The sequence below is a fragment of the Thiohalophilus sp. genome, from assembly GCF_046483665.1.
Classification (GTDB): Bacteria; Pseudomonadota; Gammaproteobacteria; order UBA6429; family Thiohalophilaceae; genus Thiohalophilus.
Genome location: NZ_JAWOCR010000046.1, coordinates 1 through 21,791, shown reverse-complemented (window position 1 = coordinate 21,791; position 21,791 = coordinate 1). Strand labels below are relative to the sequence as shown.

24 protein-coding genes are annotated in these 21,791 nt (G+C 51.7%); 4 read left to right on the top strand and 20 right to left on the bottom strand.

Annotation, left to right across the window (positions count from 1 at the left end; translation table 11 throughout):
* Positions 1-16: 16 nt before the first annotated feature.
* Positions 17-1,105, top strand: a complete 1,089-nt coding sequence (locus R6U90_RS10210) for a glycosyltransferase family 9 protein (RefSeq protein ID WP_410352586.1) — start codon at positions 17-19, stop codon at positions 1,103-1,105.
* The gene (gene kdsB / locus R6U90_RS10205) at positions 1,102-1,872 is read left to right on the top strand and encodes a 3-deoxy-manno-octulosonate cytidylyltransferase (protein WP_410352585.1); all 771 of its coding nucleotides are present in this window, start codon (positions 1,102-1,104) and stop codon (positions 1,870-1,872) included. The genes R6U90_RS10210 and kdsB overlap by 4 nt, the downstream gene beginning before the upstream one ends.
* A 76-nt stretch (positions 1,873-1,948) precedes the next feature.
* Here kdsB and R6U90_RS10200 read toward each other — a convergent pair whose 3' ends face one another.
* Both R6U90_RS10200 and R6U90_RS10195 read right to left on the bottom strand, forming a co-directional pair.
* On the bottom strand, positions 1,949-4,315 hold the full coding sequence (locus R6U90_RS10200) for an EAL domain-containing protein (RefSeq protein ID WP_410352584.1): 2,367 nt from the start codon (positions 4,313-4,315) through the stop codon (positions 1,949-1,951).
* A gap of 216 nt (positions 4,316-4,531) precedes the next feature.
* Positions 4,532-5,749: an argininosuccinate synthase gene (locus tag R6U90_RS10195; protein WP_410352583.1), complete on the bottom strand. Its 1,218-nt coding sequence runs from the start codon at positions 5,747-5,749 to the stop codon at positions 4,532-4,534.
* Between the two features lie 304 nt (positions 5,750-6,053).
* Between R6U90_RS10195 and R6U90_RS10190 the strand changes: the two genes are divergently transcribed.
* Positions 6,054-6,209 carry a hypothetical protein gene (locus R6U90_RS10190; RefSeq protein ID WP_410352582.1) on the top strand — a complete coding sequence of 52 codons (156 nt, stop codon included), beginning with the start codon at positions 6,054-6,056 and terminating at the stop codon, positions 6,207-6,209.
* Between the two features lie 4 nt (positions 6,210-6,213).
* On the opposite strand, the gene R6U90_RS10185 is transcribed toward R6U90_RS10190, so the two are convergent.
* The 11 genes from R6U90_RS10185 to R6U90_RS10135 all read right to left on the bottom strand — a co-directional run bounded on the left by R6U90_RS10185 (position 6,214) and on the right by R6U90_RS10135 (position 15,289).
* The gene (locus R6U90_RS10185; protein ID WP_410352581.1) at positions 6,214-7,083 is read right to left on the bottom strand and encodes a flagellar protein MotY; all 870 of its coding nucleotides are present in this window, start codon (positions 7,081-7,083) and stop codon (positions 6,214-6,216) included.
* Positions 7,084-7,540: 457 nt separating this feature from the next.
* Positions 7,541-7,885 (bottom strand): antibiotic biosynthesis monooxygenase family protein, encoded by a 345-nt coding sequence (locus R6U90_RS10180; RefSeq protein ID WP_410352580.1) that lies wholly within the window; start codon positions 7,883-7,885, stop codon positions 7,541-7,543.
* 77 nt (positions 7,886-7,962) lie between these two features.
* Complete coding sequence (locus R6U90_RS10175; RefSeq protein WP_410352579.1) at positions 7,963-8,814, bottom strand: hypothetical protein; 852 nt, start codon at positions 8,812-8,814, stop codon at positions 7,963-7,965.
* 560 nt (positions 8,815-9,374) lie between these two features.
* Positions 9,375-9,536 (bottom strand): hypothetical protein, encoded by a 162-nt coding sequence (locus R6U90_RS10170; protein ID WP_410352578.1) that lies wholly within the window; start codon positions 9,534-9,536, stop codon positions 9,375-9,377.
* An 85-nt stretch (positions 9,537-9,621) separates the two neighbouring features.
* Complete coding sequence (locus tag R6U90_RS10165) at positions 9,622-10,035, bottom strand: HIT family protein (RefSeq protein ID WP_410352577.1); 414 nt, start codon at positions 10,033-10,035, stop codon at positions 9,622-9,624.
* 29 nt (positions 10,036-10,064) lie between these two features.
* Positions 10,065-10,589 carry a peptidylprolyl isomerase gene (locus R6U90_RS10160; RefSeq protein WP_410352576.1) on the bottom strand — a complete coding sequence of 175 codons (525 nt, stop codon included), beginning with the start codon at positions 10,587-10,589 and terminating at the stop codon, positions 10,065-10,067.
* Between the two features lie 59 nt (positions 10,590-10,648).
* Positions 10,649-11,035 carry a hypothetical protein gene (locus R6U90_RS10155; RefSeq protein WP_410352575.1) on the bottom strand — a complete coding sequence of 129 codons (387 nt, stop codon included), beginning with the start codon at positions 11,033-11,035 and terminating at the stop codon, positions 10,649-10,651.
* 143 nt (positions 11,036-11,178) lie between these two features.
* The gene (gene aprA / locus R6U90_RS10150) at positions 11,179-13,047 is read right to left on the bottom strand and encodes an adenylyl-sulfate reductase subunit alpha (protein ID WP_410352574.1); all 1,869 of its coding nucleotides are present in this window, start codon (positions 13,045-13,047) and stop codon (positions 11,179-11,181) included.
* The gene (gene aprB / locus R6U90_RS10145; protein ID WP_310694123.1) at positions 13,047-13,529 is read right to left on the bottom strand and encodes an adenylyl-sulfate reductase subunit beta; all 483 of its coding nucleotides are present in this window, start codon (positions 13,527-13,529) and stop codon (positions 13,047-13,049) included. The genes aprA and aprB overlap by 1 nt, the downstream gene beginning before the upstream one ends.
* A gap of 21 nt (positions 13,530-13,550) precedes the next feature.
* A complete protein-coding gene (locus R6U90_RS10140) occupies positions 13,551-14,390 on the bottom strand; it encodes an adenylyl-sulfate reductase (RefSeq protein WP_410352573.1) in 840 nt (279 codons plus the stop codon).
* Between the two features lie 587 nt (positions 14,391-14,977).
* Positions 14,978-15,289 carry a DUF3301 domain-containing protein gene (locus tag R6U90_RS10135; RefSeq protein WP_410352572.1) on the bottom strand — a complete coding sequence of 104 codons (312 nt, stop codon included), beginning with the start codon at positions 15,287-15,289 and terminating at the stop codon, positions 14,978-14,980.
* A gap of 221 nt (positions 15,290-15,510) precedes the next feature.
* Between R6U90_RS10135 and R6U90_RS10130 the strand changes: the two genes are divergently transcribed.
* Positions 15,511-15,963 (top strand): host attachment protein, encoded by a 453-nt coding sequence (locus tag R6U90_RS10130; protein WP_410352571.1) that lies wholly within the window; start codon positions 15,511-15,513, stop codon positions 15,961-15,963.
* Positions 15,964-16,077: 114 nt separating this feature from the next.
* Here R6U90_RS10130 and trhA read toward each other — a convergent pair whose 3' ends face one another.
* From trhA to R6U90_RS10095, 7 genes are all read right to left on the bottom strand, one after another.
* Complete coding sequence (gene trhA / locus R6U90_RS10125) at positions 16,078-16,692, bottom strand: PAQR family membrane homeostasis protein TrhA (protein WP_410352570.1); 615 nt, start codon at positions 16,690-16,692, stop codon at positions 16,078-16,080.
* Between the two features lie 130 nt (positions 16,693-16,822).
* A complete protein-coding gene (locus R6U90_RS10120; RefSeq protein ID WP_410352569.1) occupies positions 16,823-18,178 on the bottom strand; it encodes an acetyl-CoA carboxylase biotin carboxylase subunit family protein in 1,356 nt (451 codons plus the stop codon).
* 518 nt (positions 18,179-18,696) lie between these two features.
* Positions 18,697-19,347 (bottom strand): hypothetical protein, encoded by a 651-nt coding sequence (locus R6U90_RS10115; RefSeq protein ID WP_410352568.1) that lies wholly within the window; start codon positions 19,345-19,347, stop codon positions 18,697-18,699.
* Positions 19,348-19,734: 387 nt separating this feature from the next.
* Positions 19,735-20,085, bottom strand: coding sequence for a MarR family transcriptional regulator (locus tag R6U90_RS10110; RefSeq protein ID WP_410352567.1), 351 nt, complete (start codon positions 20,083-20,085; stop codon positions 19,735-19,737).
* Between the two features lie 13 nt (positions 20,086-20,098).
* A complete protein-coding gene (locus R6U90_RS10105; RefSeq protein ID WP_410352566.1) occupies positions 20,099-20,467 on the bottom strand; it encodes a DUF6516 family protein in 369 nt (122 codons plus the stop codon).
* Positions 20,468-20,582: 115 nt separating this feature from the next.
* Complete coding sequence (locus R6U90_RS10100) at positions 20,583-21,278, bottom strand: transposase (protein WP_410352565.1); 696 nt, start codon at positions 21,276-21,278, stop codon at positions 20,583-20,585.
* A 333-nt stretch (positions 21,279-21,611) separates the two neighbouring features.
* The coding region (locus R6U90_RS10095; protein WP_410352564.1) for a hypothetical protein at positions 21,612-21,791 on the bottom strand (180 nt) is incomplete at its 5' end.

Below are 21,791 nucleotides of genomic sequence, written 5' to 3'. Positions count from 1 at the left end.
CTACAAAAATAACGGTATGCCTCTGCCCTTTACCACACCCCCGGAGAGCCTGTGCATTTTACGGCTTTCCGCTATTGGTGATATCTGCCATACCCTGCCGGTAGTGCGCACCATTCAGCAGGCCTGGCCGCAAACCCGGCTGACCTGGATCATCGGCAAGACCGAGTATGCCCTCTTGCAGGGGATTCCCGATATCGAGTTTATCGTTTTCGACAAGGCTCGCGGGCTGGCAGCCTATCGGGACGTGCACCGACAACTGAAAGGCCGCCGCTTCGACGCCCTGCTGCACATGCAAATCGCCCTGCGTGCCAGCCTGCTGAGCCGTCTGGTCAACGCCCCGATTCGGCTGGGTTTCGACCGGGCCCGGGCCCGGGACCTGCAATGGCTATTTACCAATCAGCGGATCGCGGCCGGAGCGCAGCAGCATGTCATGGACGGCCTGTTCGGTTTTTCTCAGGCCCTGGGCATCGAGGAACAACAGCTGCGCTGGGATATTCCCATCCCGGACGCCGATCGCCACAAAGCCGAGCAACTCGCCGACCCGACCCGGCCTTATCTGGTGATCAGCCCAAGTGCCAGCAGTGCCTATCGAAACTGGCATGTAGCCGGTTATGCACAGCTGGCCAGATATGCTTTCCAACAACATGACTTGCCGGTTTATCTGACCGGCGGCAACAGTGCCGCCGAACAACAACTGGCCGCGGCTATCGAAGAGCGGGTCGGCAATATCAATATCATCAACCTGGTCGGCAAGACTTCGTTAAAACAGTTACTCGCGATACTGGACAATGCCATGGCCCTGATCTCGCCGGATTCGGGACCGGCCCACATGGCCACCACAGTCGACACCCCGGTTATCGGGCTGTATGCCTGCGCCAACCCGGACCGGACCGGTCCCTATTTAAGCCGGCGATGGACTGTCAACCATTATCCTGATGCCGTGCAGGACAAGTTCCACCAACCGGTGTCGGAATTACCCTGGGGTATCCGGGTGCGCGATCCCGGCACCATGGACCGGATCACGGTCGAGGAAGTAGAATCGATACTTGACTTGTTAATCCAGTCTCAAAAAAACAGTATTTCAGGCAAAGATAACAACGCATGAGCTTTCATATCGTCATTCCTGCCCGCTACGCCTCCAGTCGTCTGCCCGGCAAACCGCTACGCCAGATCGCCGGCAGGCCGATGATTGCGCACGTCATCGATAATGCCCTGCAAAGCGATGCCGAGCGCATCATCGTGGCTACCGACGACGAACGCATTCTGGAGGCGACAGCGGACTTTCCTGTGGATCGCTGCCTGACATCGGACAGCCATAATTCCGGCACCGAACGCATTCATGAAGTGATCGAAAAATTCGACCTTGATGATGAAACCATCATCGTCAATATGCAGGGAGACGAGCCGCTGATGCCCGGGGCCTGCCTGAATCAGGTGGGCCATGCACTGGTGCGGGGCTGCAAGGCGGAAATGGCCACGCTCAGTACACCGGCAGAAAGTATCGAGGAACTGTTCGACTGGAATGTGATCAAACTTGTTCGCGACCATGAGGACAATGCGCTTTATTTCAGCCGCGCGCCAATTCCCTGGGATCGTGAGGCGTATCGTGAATCATCACCAACACTGGATGACTTCAGCCACTTTCACCGGCACATTGGTCTGTACGCGTATCGCGCGGGATTCGTCAAACAATATATCGCGTGGGGCAGCTGTGCACTGGAACGGATAGAATCGCTGGAACAACTGAGGGTGCTGTACCACGGCCACCGGATCAAAGTTGTCACAGCCGATCAGGTACCCGGACCGGGCGTTAATACCGAAGAGGAATTACAGCGGGTCGCATCAATACTGTCTGCTAAAAAGACGTTCTGAGCTGAACAAATAAGCGTTCACGACCCAAGTACAGCAAAAAGTTGCCGGCCTGACATTCTGACCGCCCGTTCAGAGCCTACTTTTCTACCATCTCCGGATGATCGATATAATAGCCCTGCACATAATCAATGCCGATTTCGACCATTTTCTCGTAAATCACTTCATCCTCAACAAATTCGGCCACAGTCTTGATGCCCATCGCATGGCCAATATCGTTAATCGCCTTGACCATTGAGGCATTGATCTTGTTGACCACACTGTTGCGGATCAGATCACCATCAATCTTCAGGTAATCTACATGCAGATTTTGCAAATAGGCAAATGAACTGACGCCACTGCCAAAATCATCCATCGCGAAGCGACAACCCACATCATGCATCATGGACATAAATTTTTGTGCATTGGCCAGATTGGTGATCATCGCGGTTTCGGTAATCTCGAAAATCAGACCACGAGGATCAATAGCGTATTCTTCGAGCTTTTGGACGACATAATAGATCATGTCAATATCGCCCAGCGTATCTCCGGAGAGGTTGATTGAAACCTCATGAGTATTCAGACAGCCGGTACTGATAAGGCGAAAAGCCTCATTAACAACCCACTTGTCGACGTTTTTAATCAGATTAAAGCGCTCTGCCGCCGGAATAAAGGCACCCGGGGAACAGTGAGCGCCATCTTCATTCACCATTCTGACCAGCAATTCATAGCGCTCATCACTCTGATCCTGTGTAGAACGAATACTCTGCTTGTACAGACAAAAAAGGTTTTCACTCAGGGCCTGCTGCAGGCGATGGGCCCATTCGATATTCTTGATATGCTGACCCGTTTCATAATCGTCTTGCTGGTAAATATGTATTCGGTCCCGGCCCGTATCCTTGGCGACATAACATGCGCTATCTGCGGCACTCATCAAATCCTTGACCCCGCCGCTATGGCGCGTAATAGGAACCAGACCGATACTCGCGCCGACAGTAAATACGTGGTTTTCCCAGACGAAACGATATTCGGCGATCGCTTTTCGAATATGTTCGGCAATTTCCCTGGCCTTGTCCACGCCACAGCCAGTCAGCAATAGGCCAAATTCATCGCCACCCAGCCGGGCCAGGGTATCCGTGTCGCGGATTTCATCCCGTAGTAACCTGCCCAGCTGGCGCAACAGTTCGTCACCGGCACTGTGACCACATTTATCATTGATAATTTTGAACTGATCCAGGTCGATGTAACACAGCGCATGTTCCCTGTTTTCCCGCAGACTCTGATCGATAAACTGGTTAATCCGGCGATCAAATTCATTGCGGTTAACCAGCCCGGTAAGACCATCATGGGTGGCAAAATATTCCATCTCATCTGCCATATCGCGGATTTCGGTAATATCCCAGGAATAGATCCGCACTACCTGGTTATCCTGAACATACGAAAACTGCTGTTCATAAACCATGGCCCCAACTTCGATACTGCGTAATACAGACCGGTCGCTTTGCCTGACTTTCTCTATCATCTCTTTCAGATTGAACAGGGCAGGATGCTCGACACCCAGTACATCCAGGCGGGCAAAACTGTGGTAGGCAGCCGAATTGGCATAGGTGATTTCGCCCGCCAGGGTGACTTCCATAATCGGCATCGGGCTCAATTCCGGAAAACTGGCCAGCCGGTGCAGTTCACGTTCAGCCTGTTTGCGCTCGCTGACATCCCGAATCACGGCACAGACAGAAACTTTATTGTTCACACTAATCGGCGTCAGATTGATTTCCACTGGCAGTCTCCTGCCGTCCTTGTGTCGGCAGGCCAGTTCACCTCTACCCATAGGTCTGGGACGTGGGGTGTCTAAAAACATCTGTCGCAGACCAACATGCCGATCGCGTAATTCTTCCGGTAACAGAATTTCCACAGACTCGCCAATCAGCTCACTATTTTTGTAACCGAGAACATCGAAACACCGGGCGTTGGCCTGTTCAATAATGCCGTCGCCATTGACAATAATCTGGGGATCGGGAGAGGCATCGAACAGATCACGAAACTGCTTTTGTGTATCAAGATACTTGTTTTCTGCCGCACGGATCAGGCTCAGATCCTGGATGTGCTGAATAATCCCGCTTGGATTGCCCTGTTCATCGCGAACTACCCCAATGCGCACCCGGATCGAATGGTCCGCATGATTGCGCGGATCATCCGCCTCCAGGATAACCACCGTGTCTTTCTGTGCCAGACGCGCCCGGCAAATCGGACAGGGTTCTTCTTCCCCTTCAGGATGAAAAAGACGGGCAATCGGCTGACCGATCACTTCGTCGGGCTGGCGCCCGAGGCGGACAAAGAACGTTTTGTTGGCCTGCACCACACGATCCTCCAGATCCAGCAGGCAGATCGGTTCATTCAGGAAATCGAGCGCTGTTCTCCAGCTGTTCGACAGGGTATCGGGTATCGCCGACCCGGGGACCAAAACCATACATTCCTTCTTACAGTTCCCAATCCCTGGTGTGGAGCGAATGAAATCCTCCCGGATTTCAGCTATGCAGCAGGTTATCGGTCGGCAGTGACGAAACTTTACCCTGCGGTGCCTGTGTTAATAGACGTAATAAGGATAAAAGCTATTCCAGGCAATTGAATTTTATGGAGGTTCCCCGCCCGACGGATGCGGGCGGGGAGAGGAACGAGGTGACAGTCAGCCGGAACGGCGTTTGGCGGCGATACGCAGGCGCAGGGCATTGAGCTTGATAAAGCCCTCGGCATCCTTCTGATCGTAAGCGCCGGCGTCCTCTTCGAAAGTCGCGATTTTCTCATCGAACAGTGAGTCACTGTCGGACTGGCGCCCGGTGACGATCACATTGCCCTTGTAGAGTTTCACCCGCACCTCACCGTTGACGTGTTCCTGGGAGGCGTCGATCATACTCTGCAGCATTTCACGCTCCGGGGACCACCAGTAGCCGTTGTAAATTAACGAGGCGTATTTGGGCATCAGCTCGTCTTTCAGATGAGCTACTTCACGATCCAGGGTCAGAGACTCAATCGCCCGATGGGCCTTGAGCATGACCGTGCCCGCCGGAGTTTCGTAGCAACCGCGGGATTTCATGCCCACATAGCGGTTCTCAACCAGATCGTCGCGACCAATGCCGTTGGCGCCTGCCACCTCGTTAAGGGTATTCATCACCTGGGCCGGAGTCATGGCCTCGCCATTGATAGCCACGATGTCGCCCCGCTCGTAGCGCAAAGTCAGCTCGGCGGGCCTGTCCGGGGCCGCTTCGGGGGAGACACTCCAGCGCCACATGTCTTCCTCGGGCTCGGCCCAGGGGTCCTCGAGAATGTCGCCCTCGTAAGAGATATGCAGCAGATTGGCGTCCATCGAGTAAGGCGATTTCTTGCCCGACTTTTTAAAGTCGACCGGAATATCATGTTGCTCGGCGTAGGCCATCAGCTTCTCACGGGAATTGAGGTCCCACTCGCGCCAGGGGGCGATCACCTTGACATCCGGTTTGAGAGCATAGGCCCCCAGTTCGAAACGGACCTGGTCGTTACCCTTGCCGGTAGCACCGTGGGAAATCGCGTCGGCGCCGGTCTGCCTGGCAATTTCCACCAGCCGTTTGGCAATCAGCGGCCGGGCGATAGATGTACCGAGCAGGTACTCACCCTCATAAATGGTATTGGCGCGAAACATCGGGAATACATAATCGCGGGCGTACTCTTCGCGCAGATCCTCGATGTAGATCTCCTTCACGCCCATGGCCTCGGCCTTGGCCCGGGCCGGCTCGACCTCTTCCCCCTGGCCAATATCGGCGGTAAACGTCACCACCTCACAGCCGTAGGTCAGCTCCAGCCACTTGAGAATGATGGATGTATCCAGGCCACCGGAATAGGCCAGTACTACCTTCTTGATATCGCTCATGAAACTCGGCTCCGTCGCGAAAAAAATTACGCCAGATTGGATAAAACGCCGCGCATTATACCGGAAACGAGAAGAAAAAACGTGGTTGCCAGACGACGACGGCCGCGTCAGCGCTCCCCCGGTCCCGGCAAAAGCCGATTCAGGAGGTTGTTTGAGCTGAAAAAGCCTCAAAAAGCCTCAAAATGGTCTCTGAATCGCGGTATTCGTCACAAACCGGCGGTTTACCCTTTAGCCCATACGAAAAATCATGCTATAAAAGGATAATAGTTCGATAAGCCAACGATAAGCCAACACAGGGACAAGTATGGGACGACTGACTCTGATCATTCTGGTTCTGTTTTCAGCGACCGCCATCTACAGCGAAGCCAGTGCGTCGCCAGGCGCTTCTGCCTCGAACAGCGGCAAGACACTGCACGGGCGCACACAGGGGTTCCGGGCGCAGGAGCCGCACCTCCCCTGAATTTTCAGCGGCTGAGAATAATCTCCACTCGCCGATTCTTGCGCCGGCCTTCCTCGGTCCGGTTATCGAACCTGGCTTCAGTCTCCTCGTAGGCCCGGGTCTTAATCAATCCGGCATCCACTCCCTGCTCCACCAGATAGGCCCGGACGGCATCGACCCGCTGGTTGGCCACCACAAGGTTCACCCGTGACAGGCCCAGACTGTCGGTATATCCTTCGATGCGTATTTGTTCTACCTCTTCATCCTGGCGCAGATAGTGAACCACCCGATCCAGCTGATCGCGCTGCTGCCGCGATGGACGGGTCTGGTTAGTCTGGTACAGCAGCACGGTCTGGCGCACATCCTTAAAGGCGTACGGCAGCAGCCCCTCGACGCAGGCTCGAAACTCGCCCACGACCGCCACAAAGCCCAGCGCAGAAATCCGCACCCGGACAACATCCTGTGGCTCAACCCAGTCCTGGTAAACGAACGTCGGAAACAGTCCCGCTTCCAGCTCGGCCATTACCCGCCGCGCTCCCGATTCTCTCAGGTAAAAGGGTGTCTCGCCCGGTACCACCGGCAGGTCCCCCAGATCCCGGCCCTCGTCATAGTGCTGCCAGCTGGCTGGCAGAGACAGCAGGCGCGCCTCACCGGCGGTGGCCGTGGCGGGTTGCTCGACCCGTACCTGAAACACCAGCTGGCCATCATTCTGCTGGCGAAATTCGGCGACGCCGTAACCGGCAATCTCATGGGTCAGGCGGCAAATCAATGCCGTCCCCTGCGACTGCCAGTCGGCCTCGGACAGCGGAGTCGAATAGAGCCGCAAGCCTGCCCAGCTCGACGAGACGGATAACAAGCCAAAACCCAGCAAGATCATTGAAAAAAAACGCATCATACGCACTGAAATGCAATTACCGGGCCAGCCTGGAAAATTGAACTTGAATCCATCGGGGGACCATGCAGTACCTGTCAGACCGGCATCAAGGCACCGGTCCATGAACAGCGGGGCGGACAGCCGGAGCTGTTGCCCGGATCAGTTCCGAAAACCGGTTTTCTCTGGCGGCACATGATTCACGGCGAGGACAGCAACTCGCCGTCCCAGCGCTCCCTCAGGGTATCAGCATTGTCAAACGGTTCACACGCAACAGACAGCCAGAATCTGTCCCGATTCTGAACCTATGGCAGTAGGATCATGGGCCATCGCGCTGCCGGACCTCTTCTAAGTCAAAAAGAGGTATAAAAGAAGTTATCCGATACAGCGAAATGAAGCATCGCAGAATACTGTACGTTATCCGACTGCCCGTAATAAAAAGGGTATTGCGGTCAGAGGAAAGTCGATGTAAGGCAAACGGCTATGCGCTTGAATTTAATGAGTCCTGCGGGGCCTGGGCGCGATCGTCCAGCGAATAATCGCGTACTATCGCTCCGACGCGAATCCGGTAATGCTCGAACAACGCATGCCGGCCTTTTGCCTGCGCGGCGCGATGTTGCTCCAGGTTTCGCCACCGGGAAATCGCCTCTTCATCCTCCCAGAAGGAGAGCGACAGTATCTTTCTTTCATCACTCAGGCTCTGGAACCGCTCGATGGAGATAAACCCGGGCATCTCTTTTAAATATTCCCTCAGGTCTGCCGCGATGGACAGGTATTCCTGTTTCCCTTCGGACGTGGGAATCACTTCAAATATCACCGCGATCATGGCTCACCTTTATCAATGGCAGACCGGATGAGGCTCCGGTGCAGCGTAATCAGATTCTATAATGGAAAGATGCCGGATTACACATCATTGGCGCGACGCAATCTGGCCTCGACCCGGGCGGCGTTCAACAGGCTGTCATCGATCACTTCGGGATAAAGTGGATAGAAGCGCTCCACTTCAAAAACCTGGTCGCACGCGACCTGCTCCAGCTGCTGGCGGACTGTATGCGGCAGTCCGGGCATCATCAGCAAGCGTGGTGCGAGCCGCTGCAGATAGAGATCACACAAGCGCTGGCATTCCGGATCCGCCCACTCGTCCATGATCAGACAGGGCGGGAAATTCTCCGTCGTCGTCGTGCGTTCGAACCAGGCCGCCCGGGGCTTGCTGCCGGCCCGCTCTTCGATCTGTTTCTGCAAACGATAGTTAACCGGTGGCAGGCAGGTTGCCTGTGCCGGGGCTTGCGGGTCCGGGATCGCCAGTTCCGCAGCGGGCATGGCAAGCCATTCCGGGGATGGAACCGGCAGCTGCATCTCTTGCTCATCAACACAGCTGTGCAGCAGGGCCAAAGGACGCTCGTCAATGCCATCCAGCAGCCAGTATTCGTAACGATCCCCCGCCCTGAATGGTATCCTGACGTCGCACAGCGCGTCGCAAAGCTGCTGGCTATCGAGTTGGACCCGCTCAGGCTCCAGCGAAGGATGTACGGCCCGGGTCTCCAGCCGATCCCCGTCGATATTCACCACCAGGGAAAAATTCACTCTCGGATCGTCCCGGAACGGTCCACTTCGCACCTCCCTGTTGTCGTTCTGTGCATAGCGTAATGCCCAGTTCTTCCCGTCCAGGCTCAGGGCACGTCCCCAACCCAGTTCGGCAACCTGGACCACACCAATGAACGGTAACAGCAGTTTTTTGGAATACAGGCGGCTCATTTTCAAAAAGCGAATAGTCTGGTATCGACATCGCCAACTGTGCCACCCGTTTACGGGTCATGGCCAGTTTTTTTTTGTCCGATAGTCAAGGACACTCATCCGGAGGCTCAGACTATGGGCCGACTCCTGCAGAAAAGATACCGCCTGTTTAACGGCATTGACGAGCAGATCGCTCCCCCAGCGCCAGAAACGTACCGTCGCATGGGAACGACTCGAGCCCGGGGCGCCGGACACACGCCCGCTGTCACGACTTCAGAACAGGGTGCGAATCGCTATTCATGGCGAGGCAGCCTTGTCCGACAGACAAGCCACGTGCACGCACCGGACAGTCCTGCCCTGGTACTACAGAGTGAACATCGCCGACTCAAAACACCGGCTCACCGCAACGGCATACATACACCGTACTTTATGGAATCATTGACCGCATGGGCTGCCGTCAGTGTGAAAATGCGGAGAATTACAGACTCGATCCGTTACCCGATCAGAAACGCCGGGAAAAACAGAACATATTCTTATAAGGAGAAGCCGCGCGACCTTCGAGGTACACGCGGCTGATCGCCTCAGGGCTTCTTGGGGGTGGTGTAAGGTTGTTCTTTCTGGAAGGATTCCCAGATAGTGTCGTAACCCACATAACCCTTTTCATTAGCCTGTTTTTGACGGGTGGTCAGAAAACGCGCATGGCCATCGGGAACCTTGGGTCGGGTTTTTGGTGCTTCGCTCATAATCATCACTCCTCAATGGTTGAAACGGGAGGAATTAAAACAGGGATGTCAGCCCCTCCCACTTAACTGACGTAAATCATACTCTCTAGCGCGTATAATGTCCCTTTTTGGGAATTACGTGCCGAACCCCCCCCTGGGGATTCTCGACATCCCCCTTGTAGCGGGGAATGACATGAATATGGACATGAAAAATACTCTGTCCGGCCGCCGGCCCTACGTTAACACCGATATTGTAGCCGTCAGGATTGAACTCCTCGTCCAGCAAATTGCGCTCATCCGTAATCAACGCCATACAGGCATTGATCTCTTCGGGCGTCAGGTCAAAAAAACTGGCGACATGGCGACGCGGAATAACCAGGGTATGCCCCGGACTCACCGCGTAAGTGTCGCGAGCACTGTAAGCCAGTTCATTTTCCAGTGATACCCCACGTGGATCTGTACAAAACAGGCACGGATTATTGGGGTCTCTTTTTTGTTCTTCTTTTGCTTGTGACGACAAACTACAACTCCCGATTGCCTGACACCCGGTTATTGCACGGGGACTTTGGTAGTCCCTTCAACGTCCGGGACATCGTCGACCTTGCCACCGAACTCAATTTCTTCATCGGTAGCATCACGAACTTCCTTGATCTCCAGTTTGAAAATGACTTCCCTGCCGCATAACGGGTTGTTTCCATCGATAGTAATGGTCTTTTTATCCACTCTTGTGACCAGAAACGACTTGGTCTGACCCTTCTCGTTTTCCATCAGGATCGAGGTGCCGACTTCGCGATATTCCTCAGGTACGTTTTCGATGGCTTCGACAATAACCAGAGAGTCGTCCCTGGGACCATACAACTGGCTGCAGTCAATCGGCACCTCGATAACGTCTCCCGCAAGCTTACCTTCCAGCTCGGCGGTAACGGCAGGCGCCAGGACTTCGCTTATCCCATGAACATAACCCAGGGGATACTCAACCTCGGTCAGTACAGATCCTGACTTTTTATCAATGACCTTGTACATAAGCTCGACGTACTTGTTGTCAGCGATAGCGTCTTCAAGTTGTTGATTCATATTGCTAACTTCAAATCTGTAGTGATTAAGGTTTTAAAAACAGGGCAGGTGATTCAATTTCAGAATATGGAAGCACCAAAGATTCTGACTTCACCATCTTCATAACCCAGCACCATACGGCCAAGCCATTCACCTTCTTTTTTGGAGCTGCGTACACGGTACAGAACCGTAACATGCTCACCACGACGAATCGTCCCGAGAAAATCATAATCTTCGGAAAGACTTCTCGTCAGCTCGCTTTTCGCAAACTGCTTGCCAACTTCGACTTCATTCAGGCCGAACAGCAGATTATAGGAGAATTTTTTGATGAATTTACCGTACTGACCTTTGTTGGAATATTTGATCAACTCTTCCCACATAGGATGTGCAATAGCCAGCAACTCCTCATCGGGTAAATTAATAATATTCTGCTGGTTTTGTGTCTCAATTGGTGCTTCTGTTGTCATAATCACGCTTCTATTGCTACGAATAAATCAGTTTTCCAGATAAGCAAACAAGGCCTGATAAACTTTTCCAACCGGAAAAGAAACACCAGCAACCCCTTTAGAAGCAAGAAGTTGCTGGTGCTTTACGGCCTTCGAGGCATATATTATTCGTTTTCGTCTACCAGGTGATAACAAGGAGCTTTCTCCATTGTGTATTCACCTGTTTTGGGATCACGACGGGAAACAGTCAGTACATGCCAGTTTTCATCATCCAGCTTCAGTGCATCACCACGGTAGTAATAACCCGGCCAACGTGTTTCCTTACGGAACAGGGTGTGATGCATTACAGATTCTGAAGCACGGTGACGATGTTTCAGTTCCCATGCACGCAAAAGCTCATGAAAATCTTTTGCGGCAATTTTCTCCAGATCCTCTTCCAGAATCTTCAACTTCTTCAGACCGATATGCAGAAGCTTCTCGTTGGTCATGTAGTTGACGCTGGCGCCACCACAGTACTCGTCCATCAATTTCTGCAGACGATCCAGACCCTGGCGAGGATTGATGTAGTTGGGGTTAACATCACCGGCAGTGATCTCGTTGCGGTAAACCTTGTAGTGCTCCATCGGCTTGAAGATCTGCGCCTTGCGGTCGTTGATCTGCTTCTCGGAGACTACAATGCCTTCAGCCTTGCCTTCATCAATGTACTTGCAAGCAGCCTTGGCAGCCAGACGACCTTCGGTAAAGGAACCGGAAGAGAAAGCATGCGGCGTACCACCCACGGCGTCACCGGCACCGAACAGACCTTCAACAGTGGTCATACGGTTGTAACCCCAGAAGTATTCATCCGGTGAGATATCCTCGGGACCTGAACACCATGCGCCACACCCAGTGGCATGAGAACCCATTACATAAGGCTCGGAAGTAGTCAGCTCGGGGTTTTCGTTCTTGGGATCCACATCAGTGGCCGCCCACAGTACCGCCTGCCCGACAGTCATGCCCAGGAAGTTATGCCAACCAATCTCTTCAAGATGGGGATCCTGGAAAGCTTCCATGGTAATCATATGAATCGGACCACGACCGGCATTCACCTCTGAGATCAGGGCGTGATTACGCAGACAGGTCGGAATCGGGCGATGAGTGACGTGCGAAGCATCAGGATCCAGATATTCCTTACCGACGATTTCTTGCAGGCCAGGCCACCACTTGGACTCATACTCTTCACCCAGGCAGTTCTGGGTGTAGGTTTTCAGATGCAGGAAGTAGGCACCAACCGGACCATAACCGTCCTTGAAACGGGCCAGTACGATACGGTTTTCCATCTGGGTCATTTTTGCGCCGGCTTCGATTAACAAGCCATACGCTGAGCCGGACGACCACGGTGCGTACCAGACACGACCCGCACCTTCACCCACGGAACGCGGTTTGAAGATATTGGAGGCACCACCGGCACCGACAATAACGGCCTTGGACTTGAATACGTGGTAATTACCAGTACGTACATTAAAACCAACGGCACCGGCAACGCGGTTTTCCTTGGCTTCGTCCATCAACAGGTGAGTAACACAGATCCGGTTGAAGACTTCATCCGCTGATTTCTTGGCGGCTTCGGCTACGATCGGCTTGTAGGATTCACCGTGAATCATAATCTGCCAGCGACCTTCACGCTGATAGGCACCGGTCTTGGGATCGCGCATCAGCGGCAGACCCCATTCCTCGAACTGGTGCACAGCCGAGTCCACGTGACGAGCCATATCGAACAACAGGTCTTCACGGACCATGCCCATCAGGTCGATACGTGCGTAACGCACGTGATCTTCCGGGTTATTTTCACCGAAGCGTGTACCCATGTAGCAGTTAATAGCGTACAGACCCTGTGCAACCGCACCGGAACGATCAATGTTTGCCTTTTCGGCGATAACGATCTTCTTGTCCTGGCCCCAGTACCTGGCTTCGAATGCGGCACCGGTGCCGCCCAGGCCCGCACCACATACGAGGACATCGATATTATCTTCTATTATTGTTTTATAAGCCATTAGTAGTACACCCCTGCTTTCATTTTTAACCCGTTTGATTTCAAGGTGTGTATATCCCCGTCATCAAGACGAATATATTTCGGTTCATTATACAGTAACTGGCTATCACGCATTTCCTTGGTAGGACCCTGCACTGAAGCGAGCTTGGGAATGTGTTTACCCCATGGCTTTGTCGTGATAGGTGCAAGCAGCTCCATATCTTTCTCGCCGTTGCGGAACTTGATGCGCCAGGCAATAACACCTTTTTCCTCATCACGTTTCACACGTACCGAGTGGCCCAGCGGCGCAAAGTCTGCATAACCACGCACGTCAATGGCATTCATCGGGCAGGCTTTAACGCAGGAGTAACACTCCCAGCACATGTTGGGTTCGATGTTATATGCACGACGAGTTACCTTGTCGATGTGCATGATGTCTGACGGACAGATATCGACGCAGTGGCCACAGCCATCACAACGCGTCATATATACAAAAGTTGGCATTTTTATTCTCCTGCTTTCGAATTAGTAATGGCGCGGAGCTTCACGCTTGATACCAAGCCCCATGTAAGAAGGGTTCTTGCCCATATATTCAGGAATATCCGGGAATTTCGCCTGTACTTCAGGATCGGACAGATCATAGTCACCGGGCAGATTTTCTCTGGAACCATCCGCCTTGATAATCCGCTTCTGGAAGGCAGCTGCAGGCTTGAAGAACATGTGGGCAAACTTGGACCACAGCACGGTGCTGAACAGTACAGTCGTGGCGACAATGAACAGAACGAAGAACAGCATCGCCCAGCCGGCAACACCACTGGACTGCAGGATGGACCAGATCAGGCCAAATGTCGCCATGGTGAGCAGAGAAACGATGAAGATATCGGCCTGACGCAGTTGATACCATTTAACCGCTTCTGCAGAAACATCCACGCGAATGAAGAACCAGAACCAGTAACCACCGACAACAAGCATCAGCGCACCAAGATGCCACAGGAAAGGCACAGTCCCGGAGGAAGTGTCCGCGCCGAAAATCATCATCACGGTTGTCACAACGAAGATAATGAAGCCGTACATGGTCAACAGGTGAGAGATTCTGCGACGGATATTGCAGAACTCGGAAGAAGTGATGACTTCACTGGCTACGGTCTTGACCAGCAGTGATGCTTTTTCACCACCACCGACTGTTCTTTTGGCAGCCTTCTGCGACTTTTTCGAATTTTCGAAAAAGTACTTGGCACTTTTCTTGTGCATCATGTCCAGCACTGTACCCAGCACCACCAGGATAATCATTAAAATGATGTAACCCTGCATGATCTCGGGAGATATCAATGCTGTGAGTTCAGAGAAGGGGTTGGTGGTCAGCATATGAGACACTTCCTCTATTTATTGTTTATGATTTGTAACTGTCGTTACACCAGCAATAACGCGCCAAGATTAACATTGCTCTTGCGGTTCGGCCAGACAATCACGATAAACGTTTTTTATCCGACATTCCGAAAGTTGATAATGCCTCAGCCCGGCGGGGTGAGGCCCGGAATTGTAGCGCGGAGTGGCTCCCGGCGCCAGCTGGTTGGACAGTCTGAATGTAATTGGCGGGAATCCGTCAATCATCTTATTTTAGTATTTGCTAATATAGTAATACCTGACCGATAAACCTGGATATTTTGCCCACGCGGGGCAGACCAGATACCAGCCTCTGAACACGATATTTTCCCGAAATTTAAAACCCTTGAGTGAGTTGAACAACGAAAGTTCGAGTAGCCTGATAAATCGCACCGCGTCGGCGAGCGGGTTTCCGTGCCAACCCCCCCTGTGCGTCATTCACTGTACCCGAGTTTATTGGTCAACTTTATATTACCCCGCCAGTCCGCACAGGGCACACCCCGACAGCCGGTGTTCCGCCCGGAGATCTCTTTGAATTCAGTTCAAACATCATGACGGGGGAATAAAACTTATTCAGGATAAGGATCCATCTCCAGCTTTTGCGGGTAATCTCCCAGCATATGGATGTAACCGTGATGGCGACGTTCCCCACTACTGGTAAATTCGAAGCTATATAACCGGTAAAGCGCCAGGGCACCACGCGGTCCGCGCCGCACTCGCAGCCGGTACAGCGCGACGCTATCGTCGAGAAACTGGACCCCGGCTTCACGGCAACCCCGAACACCGGCTCGACGCGCAATCTCCTTGCTGCCCATCCCTTTCCACCACAATACCGCCAGCAGAGCAACGGGAATGAAGACGAGCAATCCTGTCAGCGTCATTTGATCCGGTCCGTCAAAAGAAGCAAAAGCCCCGGAGAACGATTCCTGGTGTCATTTATCATCCTGCAATTTTGCCCATTAATCGCACACAGTGCACACGGATTCGACAATAATGAGCAAATCCGGACTCACACAGTTTGCGCTATCAGTAGTACATCTTGCCCGGCGAACCGGCTATGATTTGAAATCAATGTCCCATTACACCAAACAGGGGAAATGCCATGAATAATACCTGGGTGCTTGTTGCCAGCGCCAGCGAAGCCCGCCTTTTCAACCTGGTCAAGTCCGATCTCGAACGGTTGAAAAGCTTCTCGCACGAACAAAGCCGCATGAAAGGCGAGGATCTGGCCAGCGATCGCCCCGGCGCCTACCAGAGCGACGTCAACCGTGAAGGGCACGGCAGTTACGCGGAACCGACCGAGCCCAAAGAGTATGAAAAGGACCGCTTTGCCCGGGAACTGGCAGAAATGCTTAACCACGCGCGTAGTGAGAATCAGTTCAACAATCTGGTTATCGTCAGCTCGCCCCACTTTCATGGTCTTGTCAATAAACATCTGGATGAGGAGTCAAGCCAGAAGGTCAGCCACCACATTGAAAAGGATTACACCCGGGTGGAGGACAGCGACATGCTGGATACCCTCCTTCCGTATCTGCGTCCTTACCTGAAGGAATAAACATTCGCTGCCTCCCGGTCAGCTCAAACCGGGGGACGGACAACGGGTCATGTATCCGGCCGGCATATGAAACAGGCCGGCATCCGACCCGCTGACTGCACCTGGTTCATGTCTTCAGACATAAACCAGGATAGACACATAATGACTAACGCTGCCGGCCAGAACACACAGATGCCACAGTCCGTGCATCCACGGATAGCGACGGTCCAGAGCAAAAAAGACAATCCCGCCCGTATAGAAAAGCCCCCCGCTCAGCAGCCAGATAAAACCGCTGAAAGCCAAACCGTCCAGCAAGGGCTTGAGTGCAAACAGGATGAGCCAGCCCATCAGAAAATAGATAATGAACGGCACAATACGTATGCCATCACGAAACACACCATCGATCACGATACCCAGCGCCGCCAGTCCCCAGATAGCCCCGAACAACCACCAGCCCGTGCTGCCCTGCAGCGTCACCAGTGTAAAGGGGGTATAGGTGCCGGCAATCAGCAGATAGATCGCCTGGTGATCCAGAACACGAAACACCCGTTTCGCTTGCCCGCGCAGACCGTGATAAAGCGCCGAGACCAAATACAGCAGGAAGAGCATGGCGCCGTACACGCTGAACGAGACAATTTTAAACTCGTCACCGCTGTTTGTCGCCACAACCAGCAGCACCACGATCCCGGCCAGCGCGAGCGTGGCGCCGACGAGATGCGATATCGTATTGAAGCGCTCACCCTTTTTCATACTACTATTATAATTATCAAGGGTTCGAAGTGCTTTATATTTTTGGTTTATGAACGCGGGAGGGCACAAGGCAGGTCCTGCCGACCTCTGCCCGATGAAAATCATTTTTTACTACCACACTTTGCTGATTTTATTTGAAAACATCGTTGAGAAAAACGACATCATGACTTGCCTGTAGTGCGGCTTGTTTCCAATCGCGACTGTCTTCCTCCTCGACTTCAATCGGCAGAGCCTCGACCACCTTACGAAACTTTTCCAGAAGTTCCCGGGTATCTCCGGCACCAATATAGATGTTTGCCAGATCGAAACTGTAGCTGTCCTGCTCTATTAACCTGGACAGCTGTGCGCCTTTTTCAATATTGATATCAATGTCAACTCCGGGCACAGACTCGAGTATGCGATCGATTTCATCGGCACCGGGAACCCGGCTGACGGTACCATCCGCAAAACGTCGCAAGTAAAACTTGGCAGCACTATCAAATCGACCTGCACGGGCCTTGAAATCCGGTTTATTCCCCAGAGCCAGTTCCACCATAATCTGATGATTCGAGGTGCCGTCGACGAACTGAAACATTTCACTATGGGACTGGGAAATTCTGGGGTTAATCTCAAGTAACATGTATTGATCTGTATTCATATCGTAAAAATATTCGATATTAAAGGCGCCGTTATCAAAACCAATATGTGACATGATTTTCCGGGATGTCTCGATCATCGAGTCCTTGACATCCTGAGGAAGTTGCGAAGGATACTCATAGCGCAAAAAAGACGAGCTTCCCGGGTAATTGAACGAGTCGATCACGCCATGGACGATAATCTCGCCATTGTATACATGACCTTCGATAGTGCATTGATGACCGGATATCATCTCCTCAATGATACAGTGATGCCCTTCCACTTCTCTGACGTGCTCAGGCACAGTCGCATGGGCCAGCAGTTCGTTAAAGGGCTTGCCAATGTAATCGATTTCATCCCGGATCTTTGCCAATGCCTCACCCAGTTCCTTGCGACTATTAACACGAAATGCAAGAAATGAATCCGTTGATTTTACCGGTTTTATCCAGAACGGGAAAGCCATCCGGATATCTTCTACCGCGTTTTCATCAAAAGGATCCAGTGACTCAAAAGCCGGCGTATGCTCGGGGATAGCCTTCTTTTGCTCACAACGACTCCAGTACTTGTGATCACATTTGAGCTCGCTCTCAAGCGTAGGCGACACCAGGTTATGCTTCTCACACAGAACAGGCACCATGGAGTTGACCGGAAAATCCCAGTACCCGACGATAGCATCGATGCTACCTTTAAAATGGCCAAGCACGGATTCGGCCTGATCAATGAGACCATCGAAAGAAGGATACCGTTCAACCCCTTTCACCTCATCGAAAGTGAGGAGGCTATGAAATTCATAACCACTATCAGAATGAATATCATCAAGCAGTTTGCAGTTAAAATCATCCGCCCCGACAACGAAAATATTTTTTATCATACCGGAAGCTCCCTCTGATTCAGATCGAAAAATATAATCGGCAAGGGCTGACAGCTTTAATCATTCGACACATCGAGAGCTATTTTTACTGGCGAATAATATAAATACCCTTTTAGCAGGTATTCCGAATATCCGATCACTGTGCTCAAAAGATTGCTCTGCTTCGCTCGCAACGACCGGGATAGAGAGGTCATTGCGAGAAACAACGTGGCGAATAAATCTCTCTGGACTCGTATTCGGAATACTTATTCATCCAAACCGCTTCCGCAAAGTATTTTATCCCCTTAACCGAGACAACCCGGTCATAACGAACTCTCATTGCCCGGTTTAATAGCTATCGCTCTTTACCATGCAAGCCGATTTTGCTCAGTCTTTTGAATTTCCAAATCGACAAACTCACATTCACAAACATTATTCGCAAATAATAAAGCCTGGCGGACTTTTACTCACCAGGCCTTATTGTGGCCTGCCAATCAATATTGGCCGAGTCCCGGGAAATTATTTATTTAATCCCATAATTAATCATACAGAGTGACAACACTGTCTGCGTTAATTAGCCTGGACTCAAAGAGATCATCACTGATATCACCGGTCACCCTGACGATGTCGCCTTTTTCGATTTTCTGGTAGCCCACATCATCCAGCGGATCAGGCACCATGTTTTTCACACTAACCTTGATGGACTTGTACCCGTTATTAACAGTAAACTGTTCGTCACCTACATTGGTAACCACTCCTTCCACCAGGACTTCGCCAGGAACAACTGGCACTGTATACCAGACATTATAAGTGATGTCTTCTTCGTCCGCAGGGCTGGCGTAAAAATACGTATCCAGCTTCTCGACATAAACACTGCCGGCCTCGATCGTTGTCAGCTCATAAAAATCATCGTCAATATAGCCATTGACAGTAACCTTGTCGCCCTCAAGCAACTTGTACGCATCCGCATCGCGGTCACCGTCATCCATCTCAACAGTTATGACACCCTCTCCATAATCGAGAAGGAATGAATCCCTTTCAACTGACTCAACCCGGCCGCTGATGCTTATCCATGTATCATCAGGTTTGGCGTATGGGTTATTGCTGTTCTCGGTATCTGCAGTACAGCTGAGCGTTACACCCGCAAATATCCCTGCAACCATTGTCATTAGCAGCTTGTAATTCGTCATGTTTTCCTCCCTCGGATTTCGTCAAGTTACACCTACTATAGAAACTTGCCATCCGCTAATCATTGAAATTCATCAATCACGAGGAAATCCATACCAACAAAAAAATCAAACCTTCTCAATAACATCAGGCAAACTTTCCCTGCCTGCTTTTATTTGAGGCAGCTCAGTCCCTGCGCTTTAAGGTATCGTCTCAAAGCCCCGGTTTTTCGGGCACAGATGCACGTCTACACTGGTCTCAGGCAATAATCAGATCAGCAGGTAAGACCGCATCATCCATACTTAACCAGATGCAGACGCCGACACCCGGCACAGGTTGTTGAACATCGCAAAAAGGGGACGCGCAAAAAGGGGACGTAGGGATTTATTTTTAACCACTCATCGTTTCCATCATGCCGCATGAATCTCAAACTCCGTCACCTTTGCAATTGGCACAACCCGCTTATCTTTTTTCTTCAGCTCGACAAACCCGTAGTTTTCCAGTGTCTTGAGGGTGCGCGACAGATTGCTCGGTTGCCGATTGGTGGCTTTCGCCAGCTCCTGCATTGATTCCGGTTTCGTGTTTGCAATCACATGCAGCAGATCCCGATTTTTATCACTCAGTACTTCCGCCATCGACTTCATGGATGTAAACCAGATTTTGGGCTCGCCTTTTTTGGGTTTGTACTCACCCTTGGCAATTGCCAGCATTCTCTGACGGATTTTCTCCTGCGGCATAATACCGATCACGATTTTCTTCATCTCGCTACGCCTCTTAATAACCTCTGTGCTTTTTCAATACACTGTCTACTTCGGTAAAGAAGTCTTCCAGTAGTTGATACGCACTGACAAATTCGTAGGGTTCGCCCTTGTCTTTGATGGAGCGGTGTTTGTGATCGTATTCCACTCGCCGGCCTGAATAGCTTTTATTTCCTGCTTGCTGTACTGCATGGGCATTGTCATAACCCAGTATCCGCTGGTTATAGGGATCGTGCAGGGTAAGCGAGTAACTGATGCCGTGCGGGCGCTCACTCGTGGGGTTAGCCAGCCGTTTTGCCTCAATTTTGATCCAGTAGCCCTCGCCCTGGTCCAGGATATAACCATCCATCTCAAGCAAGGTATCCAGGCCCGTGTCCCTGTGCATGCTGTGACATTCCTTATCATCTGGTGATAAGTATAGTCCTCAAGTACAGAAAATCAAATACCAGCGAAACTTATTCACATTAACCGTTATTTTAATGTGTATTTAGAGTATTTTCTTAAGGGGTCAAAGCCCTTTTCGGACGTCCGCGTCGTGTCTGCCCGACCTTGGTCTTCAACTTACGCTCGATCTTTTCCTTGAAATAGGTATTTCCCAGCGGTGTCCCGGTCTGCCAGGCGGCCCGGATATCCTTAAGCGCATCGTCATCAATATGCGCCTGAAATAAAGATTTGTAGGCGGATAGCCGGCTGGCTTCTGTCTTGCCCATTCGTAAATACAAAGAATGGGGCGTAATCAACGGGTCAATCTTGCCTAGGGCATTTACCCGATAGCTGCTCCAGCGGTACTGTCCCGGTGCATTGACCATGTTGGCCCGAACCGGATTCAGCTCGATATAGCGCATGCAGGTCAACAAATATTCCTCGTCATGGACGAGCGAGGCCTTGAATCGGCCTTCCCAGATACTGCCACTGGTGCCGTACGAGTAATTTATATAGGGCACGTAACGCCGTCCGACGTATTGCATCATCCGGCTTACTCCGGACTTGCCCTGAGGCGTAACAAGAATATGCACATGATTGGTCATCAGCACATAGGCATGTACCGCACAACTATATCGTCGGGCTGCCTCGACCAACCAGTGTCGATAAGCTAAATAATCGCCGTCCTCAAAAAAGACCGGCTCACGACTGTGGCCGCGCTGGACGACATGAACGGGAACATCTGGGAGAAAAAAGCGGGGTTTGCGGGGCATCCTTGCCTCCTTGATTTATCATGAATGAAAATTAGCCAGTCCAGGTCGTTCTGTAAAGGGCTTTGATTCCTTTAATTCTCGTTCGCTCACAATCGCTTACCCTACTCGGATAAAAGGGCTCTGACCCCTTTAATTTTTGTGGGCGACCCCTTTTATTGTTATTCACTTCACCCTAACCGATTTGTTTTATCCAGTCTTGAAGGTGCATTTGCAGTCTAACCCCTTCTTCTGCAGGCAACTCATTTGTATGCGCAATAACGTTCCTCGTTCGCTCACAATCGCTTACCCTACTCGGATAAAAGGGCTCTGACCCCTTTAATTTTTTTGATTTAACTATGCCGCCTTTACCAGGGCCTCTTCCGCAGCTTTGGATAATTCAATATCTACAAAATACTCCTCCGGATAGAAGTAATCCTCACCGGACTCGTCAATAATGCGTATTTGATGATGCTTCTCAGCTTCCTGATCGGGAATGGCTTCGTAGATTTTTCTCGTTTCCAGAGAGGCGGGGTA

Excerpts from the sequence above, each read along its gene's own strand:
- R6U90_RS10210 (WP_410352586.1), top strand. The coding sequence starts at position 17 with ATGCCTCTGCCCTTTACCACACCCCCGGAGAGCCTGTGCATTTTACGG.
- kdsB (WP_410352585.1), top strand. The coding sequence starts at position 1,102 with ATGAGCTTTCATATCGTCATTCCTGCCCGCTACGCCTCCAGTCGTCTG.
- R6U90_RS10200 (WP_410352584.1), bottom strand. The coding sequence starts at position 4,315 with ATGGTTTTGGTCCCCGGGTCGGCGATACCCGATACCCTGTCGAACAGC.
- R6U90_RS10195 (WP_410352583.1), bottom strand. The coding sequence starts at position 5,749 with ATGAGCGATATCAAGAAGGTAGTACTGGCCTATTCCGGTGGCCTGGAT.
- R6U90_RS10190 (WP_410352582.1), top strand. The coding sequence starts at position 6,054 with ATGGGACGACTGACTCTGATCATTCTGGTTCTGTTTTCAGCGACCGCC.
- R6U90_RS10185 (WP_410352581.1), bottom strand. The coding sequence starts at position 7,083 with ATGATGCGTTTTTTTTCAATGATCTTGCTGGGTTTTGGCTTGTTATCC.
- R6U90_RS10180 (WP_410352580.1), bottom strand. The coding sequence starts at position 7,885 with ATGATCGCGGTGATATTTGAAGTGATTCCCACGTCCGAAGGGAAACAG.
- R6U90_RS10175 (WP_410352579.1), bottom strand. The coding sequence starts at position 8,814 with ATGAGCCGCCTGTATTCCAAAAAACTGCTGTTACCGTTCATTGGTGTG.
- R6U90_RS10170 (WP_410352578.1), bottom strand. The coding sequence starts at position 9,536 with ATGAGCGAAGCACCAAAAACCCGACCCAAGGTTCCCGATGGCCATGCG.
- R6U90_RS10160 (WP_410352576.1), bottom strand. The coding sequence starts at position 10,589 with ATGAATCAACAACTTGAAGACGCTATCGCTGACAACAAGTACGTCGAG.
- R6U90_RS10155 (WP_410352575.1), bottom strand. The coding sequence starts at position 11,035 with ATGACAACAGAAGCACCAATTGAGACACAAAACCAGCAGAATATTATT.
- aprA (WP_410352574.1), bottom strand. The coding sequence starts at position 13,047 with ATGGCTTATAAAACAATAATAGAAGATAATATCGATGTCCTCGTATGT.
- aprB (WP_310694123.1), bottom strand. The coding sequence starts at position 13,529 with ATGCCAACTTTTGTATATATGACGCGTTGTGATGGCTGTGGCCACTGC.
- R6U90_RS10140 (WP_410352573.1), bottom strand. The coding sequence starts at position 14,390 with ATGCTGACCACCAACCCCTTCTCTGAACTCACAGCATTGATATCTCCC.
- R6U90_RS10135 (WP_410352572.1), bottom strand. The coding sequence starts at position 15,289 with ATGACGCTGACAGGATTGCTCGTCTTCATTCCCGTTGCTCTGCTGGCG.
- R6U90_RS10130 (WP_410352571.1), top strand. The coding sequence starts at position 15,511 with ATGAATAATACCTGGGTGCTTGTTGCCAGCGCCAGCGAAGCCCGCCTT.
- trhA (WP_410352570.1), bottom strand. The coding sequence starts at position 16,692 with ATGAAAAAGGGTGAGCGCTTCAATACGATATCGCATCTCGTCGGCGCC.
- R6U90_RS10120 (WP_410352569.1), bottom strand. The coding sequence starts at position 18,178 with ATGATAAAAAATATTTTCGTTGTCGGGGCGGATGATTTTAACTGCAAA.
- R6U90_RS10115 (WP_410352568.1), bottom strand. The coding sequence starts at position 19,347 with ATGACGAATTACAAGCTGCTAATGACAATGGTTGCAGGGATATTTGCG.
- R6U90_RS10110 (WP_410352567.1), bottom strand. The coding sequence starts at position 20,085 with ATGAAGAAAATCGTGATCGGTATTATGCCGCAGGAGAAAATCCGTCAG.
- R6U90_RS10105 (WP_410352566.1), bottom strand. The coding sequence starts at position 20,467 with ATGCACAGGGACACGGGCCTGGATACCTTGCTTGAGATGGATGGTTAT.
- R6U90_RS10100 (WP_410352565.1), bottom strand. The coding sequence starts at position 21,278 with ATGCCCCGCAAACCCCGCTTTTTTCTCCCAGATGTTCCCGTTCATGTC.